This is a genomic window from Bradyrhizobium sp., assembly GCF_036009065.1.
Lineage (GTDB): Bacteria > Pseudomonadota > Alphaproteobacteria > Rhizobiales > Xanthobacteraceae > Bradyrhizobium.
In genome coordinates, this window is the sequence record NZ_DASYMN010000127.1 from 1 (window position 1) to 9,873 (window position 9,873).

Below are 9,873 nucleotides of genomic sequence, written 5' to 3' on the forward strand. Positions count from 1 at the left end.
GTGTGTCCGAAGACGCGAAACGACTGAAGCGGTTTTTTAAAGGGATTAAGGGAACCAACCTTAGGGTGTATCGCACCCAGCGGATCCGGAACCTTCCCAACAGAGCAACTTGGAGGTTACAATGAAGATGGTTAAGAGCCTTATTCTCGGCTCAGCGGCGGGTCTTCTCGCCATGAGCGGAGCCCAGGCAGCTGATCTTCCCGTGAAGGCCAAAGCGGTCGAATACGTGAGGATCTGCTCCCTTTATGGTGCGGGTTTCTGGTACATCCCAGGCACCGACACCTGCATGAAGATCGGCGGCTATCTGCGCGTTGACACCACGTTCAATGGCGGTGTCTACGACGCGCCGGCGTGGTCGGGTGATCTTGGGCAGAACAACCGGTACGTCGATCACATCAACTCCCGCTCCCGTATGGCGTTGACGGTCGATACCCGTACCGCCACCGAATACGGCGTGGTCCGCACGTTCGCCCAGGGTGACTTCCAGTTTCAAAACTTCGGCGGCACCAACCCGGCAACTCTCGGCACTCCCTTGAACGTTGGAGCGGTCACCGGCATCGCCAATGCGCTGCTGAGCAATCCTGGCGGCGGTTATGTCGCGGTCGAGTTCGTGTTCATCCAGTTCGCGGGCTTCACCTTCGGTAAGTCGGCTTCGGCTTACGCGACGCCGTGGCATGGGTACCCGGGCAACAACACCTCGTTCCTGCTCGGCGGTCATGACACCGTTACCGGCGTCAACAACATCCAGTACACCGCGCAGTTCGGCAACGGCGTGTCGGGCACCATCGGCCTCGACGATCCGACCGTGTTCAACCGAACCACGCTAGCCAACCTGACGGCGGTCAACAACTTCGCCGCCGGCAGCCAGAACTACGCCGGATGGTATGCTCCCGACGTCGTCGGCAACATCCGCATCGACCAGGCTTGGGGTCTGTTCCAACTGTCAGGCGCCTTGCATGAAGTTCGGGCGGCTTACAATGCAGTTTCCGGCACCGCCGGCGCTGAATTGACCGGCCATCCGGACACCAAGTGGGGCGGCTCGGTAATGGCAGCCTTGCAGATCAAGAACATCCCCACCGGTCCGGGCGATGACATCAAGATCGACGCCAGCTACGCCATCGGCACCACCAAGAACGTCATCTCGACCAGCGGCGCCTCGCCTAGCTTCCTGATCTACGGTGCGGCCAGCGGCGTCGGCCCCGGTGCCGGCTATGACAGCCTCGGCTTCGGTGCGACGACCGATGCGACCTTCGTTCCGGGTGGGCCAATCGAGTTGACCCGGGCGTATGGTATCCGCGGTGCGTTCAACCACAACTGGGACCCGTACTGGTCAAGCAGCCTGTTCGGTTCGTATTCGGTGGTCGACTACAACGGCAATGCGAGCGCCAACATCTGCGCGCGTATCACCCACGTTCCGGTCGCCGGCACGGGCTATTCCTGCAATCCGGACTTCAACGTATCGCAGCTTGGCCTCGTGACCCGCTGGACTCCCGTCAAGAACCTCACGTTCTCGGCCGAAGTGCAGTGGTTCCACCTCGACCAGAAGTTCTCGGGTCTGGCAGCCTTCGCAGCGAACGGGCCGAAACCCGCCGCCGTGTATGAGTTCAAGGACCAGGACGCTTACTCGCTCAACGTCCGCGTTCAGCGCAACTTCTGATCCCATCGTCTGACGACATCCGCAAGAACCCCCGGCAGGAAACTGCCGGGGGTTTTTCTTGTGCCACGGTCCGATGCCTGTATTTTTTGAGCGCAGCGGCGCGGCTCCATTCGGCATTCTGGTTTATCGCCGCCGGGGCCCTGCCTGGCGTCCGTTCGTCGCCAGGCGAAAGCCGAACATATGCAAGGGGTTGCTGCCTAAATCCGAAGGTACGAGCCGGAGGGCGGTCGACGAGCGCCACTCGCGGAAGATCGCATGCCCAAGCGGGAACCGCTTCCACCGCATGGCGTTGGTTTCCAGAGATCAAAGGTGGAACGGATCATGAAATACATTGTCAGCTTGATGGCAGCCGCGATTGCATTGGGCAGTAGTTCAGCCCGTTCAGATGACATCGAGTCCGGAATAAGCCTCGCTTCGCTGAACTACGTCACCGCTAGTTCGATCCGGACTGATGGTATCGACAGCCACCGCAACACGGCCCTGATCAAGGAGGAAGAATCCGAATCGCCGGAAATGATTGCAATGATTGAAAGTAATCGCGAAGATCGCGAGCGGATGGTTGTAATCGATCGCTAGCTTTGCGCTCGACTCGTCCGTCAAATAAAAAACCCGCCGAGCGGCGTATAGCGCCTTGACCGCATGACGTGATTACGGCGTCTACTGGCGACTCGACGTCATCATCTCCGCATAGCGCATCAAATGCCGTCCGCATATTATCTGCCGGGATCGGGCGATTGATTTCATCAACGCCGAGTCGCGTTTTCGGAAGCCAACAATATGATCGGTTGCGTTTTGGATGCGATTTATTCGGCGAAATCGCCCGCTAGCCTGGCGTCGCCGATTGCTGCTATGGATCGTCTTGCAGGGAGGCTCTCTATGCGTGTATTGGCCAGGCTGGTTCTTGTGATCGGAGTGACGGCCGCCGCGCCGTTACAGGCTCAGACCTACGATCCGAATTACCCGGTATGCCTGCAGACCTTTGGCCGGAACGGCAATGCCATTTCCTGTGGCTATACGTCGATGGGCCAGTGCAGAGGGTCTGCTTCGGGCCGTGCGGCGCAGTGCGTAGTCAACCCATATTTTGCCGGAGCGAATCCGGGCCGAAGCCGGCGTCAACAGCGAGTTCAGTGGTGAACCTGCAGGGCACCGTCGAGACGTCAGGCCACGTCTCCGTCGCCAGCGCCGGATGCCATGCAAAATTTTTTCGTCTCTCTTTTTGACGATATTCCGTCGTTTCACCTTTTTTTACATCGAGGCGGGTCGAGTGAACCTCATCTCATGCAAAAACGGCCGGCCGAGATGACGCGCGCCGGCGGGAAGCCGCACCGGTGAAGAGAGTGTCCCTTTCGGAGGACAACACTACGTTGCGCGAAAATCACATCCAACAATAAATCAAGGCCTGCCACGGTCTGGCGTGGGAAAACCAGCCGGCGGCTGCGTATGATGCGTGCCTACCGGCGCGTCGAAAACAGCGGACAATGATTGGGAGACGTAGCATGAAGTTGATCAAGGGCTTCATTAACGGCTGCGTGGCCGGCGTTCTGACGGCGAGCGCAACGCAGGCTGCCGATCTCCCCGTCAAAGCCAAAGCAATCGAATATGCCAGGATATGCTCGGCCTACGGCGCCGGTTTCTGGTACATCCCCGGCAGCGACACCTGCATGAAGATCGGCGGCTATCTGCGCGTCGATACCACCTTCAACGGCGGCGCCCAGGGCCAGCCGGCGTGGAGTGGCGACCTCGGTCAGAATAACCGTCACGTCGACCACATCGTCGCCCGCTCGCGCATGGCCCTTACCGTAGATACACGCACCGCCAGCGAATACGGCGTGGTTCGCACCTTCCTCCAGGGTGACTTCCAGTTCAATAACTTCGGCAGCACCAACCCGGCGACTCTCGGCACTCCGTTGAACGTTTCCCCCGTCGGGGGCATCAGCGGTTCGCTGCTGAACGGTCCGGGGGGCGGTTATGTCGCAGTCGAGTCGGCCTTCATCCAGTTTGCGGGCTTCACCTTCGGCAAATCGGTCTCGGCGTATGCAACGCCGTGGAATGCTTTCCCGGGCAATATCTCGTCGTTTCTGTTCGGGGGGCATGACACGACCACCGGCGTCAACAACGTCCAGTATACCGCGCAGTTCGGCAATGGCGTATCCGGCACCATTGGCCTTGACGATCCGTCCGTGTTCAGTCGTACCAACATCTTCAACTTGTCGACCGCGTTGAATGCGACGCTGACGACCGGCAACGCCTATGCCGGCTTGTATGCCCCTGACGTCGTGGGCAACATTCGTGTGGATCAGTCCTGGGGGCTGCTCCAGTTGTCAGGTGCATTGCATGAGGTGCGCGCGGCCTACAATGCTGCGCCGGGCACCGCCGGCGCCGAAGTGACTGGCCACCCCGACGCCAAGTGGGGGGGCGCCGTGATGGCGGCGCTCAACATCAAGAACATTCCGACCGGTGCTGGCGACGACCTCAAGCTCGACGCGACCTGGTCCAAGGGCGATACCAGGCAGGTGATTTCCACCGCCGCAGCCTCGCCGAGCTTTGCGATGTTCGGCGGCACGGGTCGCGCTGATGCATATCAAAGCATCGGCTTCGGCGCGACCACGGATGGCGTGTATCCTCCGGCCTTCGCCGGCGGCGACGGCACCATCCACCTGACCGAAGCTTATGGCATGCGCGGCGCGTTCAACCACAATTGGGACGCGTTCTGGTCGTCAAGCCTGTTCGGCAGTTATTCGGCCGTGCGCTACGGAGGCGCCGCGACGGCGGGCATGTGCGCCAACTATCTTGCCGGCAAAATTCCGAGCGCGGACTACAGCTGCAATCCCGACTTTAACGTGTCGCAGCTTGGCGTCATCACCCGTTGGGTCCCGGTCAAGAACCTGACCTTCTCTGCAGAGCTGATGTGGTTCCACCTTGACCAGAAATTCACCGGCACTGCCGCCCTGACTCCTGCCGCGCCGAAGCCTGCTGCCCGCTACGAGTTCAAGGACCAGGACGCGGTGCATCTGCAGGTTCGCGCGCAGCGCAACTTCTGATCGCGATTACTCGACGACCGCGGCGGCCGCGCCGCGGTGCAGGTCGGCCTCGATCTGCAGCCGCGTGCCGCCGCCGAAACGCGCGCGGTAGACCTGCAGGTTTTCCATGATCCGCTGCACGTAGTTGCGGGTTTCGGAAAACGGGATGCGCTCGACCCAGTCGACGGCGTCGACCTTGGGATCGCGGGGATCGCCGTACCGCTCGACCCATTTTTTCACGCTGCCGCGCCCGGCATTGTAGGCGGCGAAGGTCATGATGTAGGAGCCGCGGTAGTCCTCGATCAGCCCGCCGAGCTCGGCGGCGCCCAACTGGGTGTTGTAGACCGGGTCGGTCTTCATTCGCGCAAGATCGAAGCTCGCGCCATGTCGCTTGCAGACGTAGCGTCCGGCATCCGGCGTCACCTGCATCAACCCATAGGCTTGCGCCGGCGAAACCACCGAAGGATTGAACGCGCTCTCCTGCCGGGCGATGGCGAACACGATGCTCTGCTCGACCTCGGGCCCGATCGGTTTGTACGGCGGAATACCCACGACCGGATAGGCATAGAACTCGAACGGCAGGCCGCGGTTGAGCGCGGCTTTGCCCATCAGCAGCATGCCGCGGGCGTCGCCGTTGCGCGACGCCAGTTCGCCAAGTCCCTGCAGCACGTCGGGATCGCCGTTTTCGCCCATGTCGCCGAGCACCGGGATCGCCATCTCGCGCTCGTCCAGTGCATAGAGCAACTGCACCGCGCGAACCACCTCGAGCCGCTCGATGCCACGCGAGCGGCTCGACGGCACGCCGTTGAGTTCGATCTGCGGCAATCCGAGTTTGGCCCGCGCCAGCTGGCCGTAGTAGCTGGTCGACTGCCGTGCGGCCGCGGCGTAGGCGGTTCGGGCATCCTGGCTGCGTCCCGCGGCTTCGGCGGCGCGGCCCTGCCAGTAACCGGCGCGCGCCAGCGCGGTGGGATTGACGCTGCCGACGCCGATGCGCGCGAAGTGTTGCGCGGCGGTCGCAGGATCGCGCAGGAAGCGCAGCGCGATCCAGCCGGCGGTGAATTCCTGCTCGGTCTTGTAGATGTCGCGGGCGGGCAGGGCGGCGTCGCGCGCGATCAGATAGGCGCTACGGTGCTCACCGACGTCGAGCATCTTGCGCGATAGCAGCCGCCGCTCGATCCACCATTCGTCGAGATTGTAGAGCCGGTTCGGATCGCGCGGCGCCGCCAGCATCAGTTGCGCGGCTTCCTGGAATTTCTCTTCGCGGCGGAGCAACTGGATCCGGGAGAACATGTAGCCGGGATCGCCGTGCAGCTCGTGCGGCACCGCATCGAGCAGCGCTCTTGTGTTGGCGGCTTTCCGGTACGCCGCATTCCGGGCCTTGGCCAGCGCGACCTGACCGATCCGCTTCGCGGCGCGCAGGCCGGCTTCCTGCTCGCTGCCGTAAAGCATCGAGTCCATCCGCGCTTTCTGATCGCCCGGCGTCAGCAGCGCGCCGAACAGATCGAGCGCGGTTTCTTCGGTATCCGACGACATCGAGTCGAACCGCCACGCATCGCGGATCAGGCGTTCCGCATTGGCCCGATCGCCGCGCGCAAGCAATGCCCTGGCCAGCGAGAATTTGCCTTTGGCCGACAGCGGTTTCTCGTTCTCGAACCACGCCATCACCGTGGCGTCGTCGCGGCGGTCGTCCCAGAGGGCGGCTTCGATGCGCCGGCGCAGGAAGGTCTGCGAGGGCCAGCTTGGATTGGCCTCGATGAAGGCGCGGTAGCGTTCCACCGATGCGCCGTTGTTGTCGCTGCGCAGGATGATCCATTCGGCGAGCTTTCGCGCCACCGGATCCGATATCGCCGCAGCGGCCTGCGTCGCGTCCGCCGGCTTGTGATTGCGCACCAGTCCGATGATGTTTTCCACCGCGTCGGTGTCGGCCTGCGGCGTCGATGACGTCGCGGCCATCGCCGCCGGCGGCGGCGGTTTTCGCGCCGTCGGAGGCAGCGCCGCATGCTGGCGGGTGGCGGGCTGAAGCGCCGGAGCGGCGGTCGCCGCATCCGATGCGACCGGCTTGACCGGCGGTTGAGGTGCGATGGCCGTCTTGGGCACGACGTTGCGCGCGATCGGCCGCGGCTTGGGCAACGGAACTTTTGCCTTGGCCGAGGCCGCGAACGCCGACAATCCGACCGCCAGCGTCAGGCTCGCGCCCAGGGCCGTCCATCGCATTGCGGTTGCGCGGGCAAACGGGCTCACGGCTCTCTTTCCAAGCGAATCAAGCAATCCTGCCTTCCTAGGTCTATTTCATTGAAGTTGTGGACAAAATATTAAATCTGCCGGGACGGGCCGATCTCTGCACCAGCACCACGGCAAAATCGCGGCTGATGCTTCCGGAACGGGTCTTCCGCCGCAGCATCATACCCGGTATGAATTGAGCCCCGCTCAAGCCGTTGAGCTGTCGGCAAGTCGCCGCGTGTTCGGAGAAAAAACCATGGCAGCCAACACGAATTTCCGGGGGTCCTTCACCGCCTTGGTCACGCCGTTCAAAAATGGCTCGCTGGATGAGGCCGCCTTTCGCGGACTTGTGAGCTGGCAGATCGAGCAAGGCTCGCACGGCCTGGTTCCTGTCGGCACGACCGGCGAAAGCCCAACCCTAAGTCATGATGAGCATCACCGCGTGGTGGAGATGTGTCTCGACGAAGCGAAGGGGCGGGTCCCGGTGATCGCGGGTGCTGGCTCCAATTCGACCCGTGAGGCCATCGATCTGGCTGTCCACGCGGAGACGGCCGGTGCCGATGCCGTGCTGGTGGTGACACCCTATTACAACAAGCCCACTCAGGAAGGGATGTATCACCACTTCAAGGCCGTGAACGACGCGATCGGCATCCCGATCATCATCTACAACATTCCGCCGCGCTCGGTCGTCGACCTGTCGGTGGAGACAATGACACGTTTGTTCGAGCTGAAGAACATTATCGGCGTCAAGGATGCCACGGCCAATCTTGCGCGGGTGTCGCAGCAGCGCCACGCGATGGGTCCGGATTTCCTCCAGCTGTCCGGCGAGGACATGACGGCGCTGGCCTATATGGCGGCGGGCGGCCATGGTTGCATCTCGGTCGTCGCCAATGTCGCGCCAAAACTCTGTGCCGACCTGATGTCCGCCGTCCTGAAGGGCGATTACGCGACGGGCCTCAAGATCCAGGACCGGCTGACGCCCCTGCATGATGCCATTTTCAAGGAGCCGGGCCTTGCCGGCGCCAAGCATGGGCTCAAGCTGCTCGGCCGGCTGGAGGAGGAAGTGCGCCTGCCGCTGATGGCGGTGACGCCGCCTACCGGCAAGGTAATCCGCGATGCCATGGTGCATGCGGGCCTGCTCAACTGAACCTTCGCCGTTGCCGTCACGACGTTGCCCCTACGCGACGTCGAAGAGAAGGGATTGCGGATGCTGAAGGAATTTCGCGAATTCGCGATGAAGGGCAACGTGGTCGACCTCGCGGTCGGCGTCATCATCGGCGCCGCCTTCGGCGGCATCGTGACCTCGCTGGTCGGCGACATCATCATGCCGATCGTCGGCGCCATCACCGGCGGCCTCGATTTTTCAAATTACTTCACGTCGCTTTCAAAGGCGGTGACTGCATCCAATTTGGCGGATGCGAAAAAGCAGGGCGCGGTACTGGCGTGGGGCAATTTCCTCACGTTGACGCTGAACTTCATTATCATCGCCTTCGTGCTGTTCCTGGTGATCCGGGCCATGAACACATTGAAGCGGAAGGATGAGGCAGCGCCCGCAGCGCCGCCGAAGCCGACCCGCGAAGTGGAATTGCTGACCGAGATCCGCGATCTCCTCAAGAAGGCTTGACGTGGCAGAAAAGAACGAGCGCGCCATCAAGGTGGTCGCCGAAAATCGAAAAGCGCGGTTCAATTATGCGATCGAGGATACCATCGAGGCCGGCATCGCGCTGACCGGCACCGAGGTCAAGTCGATCCGCAACGGCAAGACCACGATCGCGGAATCCTACGCCGATTCCAGGGGCGGCGAGATCTGGCTGATCAACGCCAATATTCCGGAGTACCTGCAGGCCAACCGCTTCAACCACGAACCGAAACGGCCGCGCAAGCTGTTGCTGCACAAGAAGCAGATCAACAAGCTGATGGGCGCGGTCGAGCGCGACGGCATGACGCTGATTCCCCTAAAACTGTATTTCAACGAACGCGGCCGCGCCAAGCTCCTGCTCGCGGTGGCCAAGGGCAAGAAGCTGCACGACAAGCGCGAGAGCGAGAAAAAGCGCGACTGGAGCAGAGAGAAGGGCCGATTGTTGCGGGCGAGGGGATGAATGCTGCCCTCATCCTGAGGAGCGCGTTCTTACGCGTCTCGAAGGATGAGTTCGCGGTTCATGGTTCGAGACGGCGCAAGCGCGCCTCCTCACCATGAGGTCGGAGTGTGTTGCAAGTTGAGGAAAGTGCCATGAATCAAAAAAATCTGCTTGAAGTCGACTGGAGCAAGATCCCGGCGCCGATGGACGACGGCGCTGCGGCGCATTTGAATGGCATGACGGTCCCCGCGATAAGTCTGGTCGCGACCGACGATACCTCGGTGACGCTGTCGGCGCTGCCGGGGCGCACGGTGGTGTTCGCCTATCCGCGCACCGGCGAGCCCGGCAAGATCAGCCTGGTCGACGACTGGGACATGATTCCCGGCGCGCGCGGCTGCACGCCGCAAACCTGCGCATTCCGCGACCTGTTCGCGGAGCTGAAGGCTGCTGGCGCGCGGCATGTGTTCGGGCTGTCGACGCAAAGCAACGAATACCAGACCGAGATGGCGTCGCGCCTGCATCTGCCGTTCCCGGTTCTGTCCGACGAAAAGCTGGCGCTGACGCGCGCGCTGAAACTGCCGACCATGGACGTCGCCGGCCTGACCCTGATCAAGCGGCTCGCGCTGGTCATCGACGACGCCCGCATCACACACGTGTTCTATCCGGTATTTCCGCCGGATCGCAACGCCGGCGACGTGCTTGCGTGGTTGAAGGATAATCCTGTCTAGAAGCGTTGCGGCTGGACCCAGCCACACACACCACCGTCATCCTGAGAGTCTGATTCAAAATAAGTGACTCAAATCATTGGAGTTCGAGACACGGAAAGTCAGCCCACTTTCAGATGCGACTTGTTGAAACCCGTTGGAGCATCGCAATAACTGCAGATTTGCCTGAGGTC

General features: G+C 62.0%; 9 protein-coding genes. 8 read left to right on the forward strand and 1 reads right to left on the reverse strand.

All coding sequences use genetic code 11. The features are described from left to right. The first annotated feature begins 121 nt into the window (after window positions 1-121). The 4 genes from VGP39_RS07855 (at window position 122) to VGP39_RS07870 (ending at window position 4,698) form a co-directional block, all read left to right on the forward strand. The gene (locus VGP39_RS07855; protein ID WP_327567541.1) at window positions 122-1,657 is read left to right on the forward strand and encodes a porin; all 1,536 of its coding nucleotides are present in this window, start codon (window positions 122-124) and stop codon (window positions 1,655-1,657) included. Between the two features lie 321 nt (window positions 1,658-1,978). Further along, entirely contained in the window at window positions 1,979-2,233 is a 255-nt protein-coding gene (locus VGP39_RS07860; protein WP_327567542.1) for a hypothetical protein, read from the forward strand. A 300-nt stretch (window positions 2,234-2,533) separates the two neighbouring features. Then, complete coding sequence (locus tag VGP39_RS07865) at window positions 2,534-2,791, forward strand: DUF3551 domain-containing protein (RefSeq protein ID WP_327567548.1); 258 nt, start codon at window positions 2,534-2,536, stop codon at window positions 2,789-2,791. Window positions 2,792-3,153: 362 nt separating this feature from the next. Then, window positions 3,154-4,698, forward strand: coding sequence for a porin (locus VGP39_RS07870; protein ID WP_327567543.1), 1,545 nt, complete (start codon window positions 3,154-3,156; stop codon window positions 4,696-4,698). 6 nt (window positions 4,699-4,704) lie between these two features. On the opposite strand, the gene VGP39_RS07875 is transcribed toward VGP39_RS07870, so the two are convergent. Beyond that, the gene (locus VGP39_RS07875; protein ID WP_327567549.1) at window positions 4,705-6,891 is read right to left on the reverse strand and encodes a lytic transglycosylase domain-containing protein; all 2,187 of its coding nucleotides are present in this window, start codon (window positions 6,889-6,891) and stop codon (window positions 4,705-4,707) included. A gap of 262 nt (window positions 6,892-7,153) precedes the next feature. Between VGP39_RS07875 and dapA the strand changes: the two genes are divergently transcribed. The 4 genes from dapA to VGP39_RS07895 all read left to right on the forward strand — a co-directional run bounded on the left by dapA (window position 7,154) and on the right by VGP39_RS07895 (window position 9,703). Next, entirely contained in the window at window positions 7,154-8,044 is an 891-nt protein-coding gene (gene dapA / locus VGP39_RS07880; RefSeq protein ID WP_327567544.1) for a 4-hydroxy-tetrahydrodipicolinate synthase, read from the forward strand. Window positions 8,045-8,104: 60 nt separating this feature from the next. Beyond that, window positions 8,105-8,521, forward strand: a complete 417-nt coding sequence (gene mscL / locus VGP39_RS07885) for a large conductance mechanosensitive channel protein MscL (protein ID WP_327567545.1) — start codon at window positions 8,105-8,107, stop codon at window positions 8,519-8,521. 1 nt (window position 8,522) lies between these two features. Further along, a complete protein-coding gene (gene smpB, locus VGP39_RS07890) occupies window positions 8,523-8,996 on the forward strand; it encodes an SsrA-binding protein SmpB (protein WP_327567546.1) in 474 nt (157 codons plus the stop codon). Between the two features lie 131 nt (window positions 8,997-9,127). After that, a complete protein-coding gene (locus VGP39_RS07895; RefSeq protein ID WP_327567547.1) occupies window positions 9,128-9,703 on the forward strand; it encodes a peroxiredoxin in 576 nt (191 codons plus the stop codon). Window positions 9,704-9,873 lie beyond the last annotated feature (170 nt).